The sequence below is a fragment of the Vibrio sp. 2134-1 genome (genome assembly GCF_033339495.1).
In genome coordinates this window covers 1-776 of sequence record NZ_JAWOUS010000318.1, presented here as the reverse complement: position 1 = coordinate 776, position 776 = coordinate 1, and the positions used below count along the sequence as shown (strand labels likewise).

Below are 776 nucleotides of genomic sequence, written 5' to 3'. Positions count from 1 at the left end.
AAACCAGAAGCGTCTGTCTGTGACGAAGTTGATGGCGCGAAAGTGATTGAAGATGTGCTGAACAGCTACGATCCAGCCACCGGTTCTGCGCAAGCACTGATGAACGATTTGCGCATGCTAGACAGCTTCAACTGGGGTTACGACCCATTCCATTACACGGTGCCAGAAGGCAGCTACGCGACCGATCCAAACGGCTCAAAACGTATTCTTGAGTTCCGTGAAATGGTGCAAGCAACACACAAAATGAAGCTGAAGCTGATCATGGACGTGGTGTACAACCACACCAATGCCTCTGGCATTAACGACAAATCCGTTCTAGATAAAATCGTCCCAGGGTACTACCACCGTCTTAACGTCAACACTGGCGGCGTAGAAAACTCAACTTGTTGTGACAACACTGCAACAGAAAACTTGATGATGGGTAAACTGATGGTTGACTCATTGAAAGTGTGGGCGGACGACTACAAAGTTGACGGTTTCCGTTTCGACTTAATGGGCCACCAGCCAAAAGATGTGATGGTCTACGCACTTGAGCAAATCCGCAAGATTGACGAAAACACCTTGTTCTACGGTGAAGGTTGGGACTTCGGTGAAGTGTCTAACAACGCTCGTTTTGATCAAGCCACTCAGCTAAACATGGCTGGCACTGAAATCGGTACGTTCTCGGATCGTCTGCGTGACGCTGTTCGTGGCGGTAGCCCATTTGATGGCGGTGTCGATTCAGAAGGTAAGCACCCACTTCGCTTCAACCAAGGTTTTGGTAACGCGGCTTACGC

At 49.4% G+C, this 776-nt stretch carries 1 pseudogene; it reads left to right on the top strand.

The features are described from left to right. Window positions 1–776, top strand: a pseudogene (locus R7R78_RS25710) (DUF3372 domain-containing protein); the annotation flags it as partial.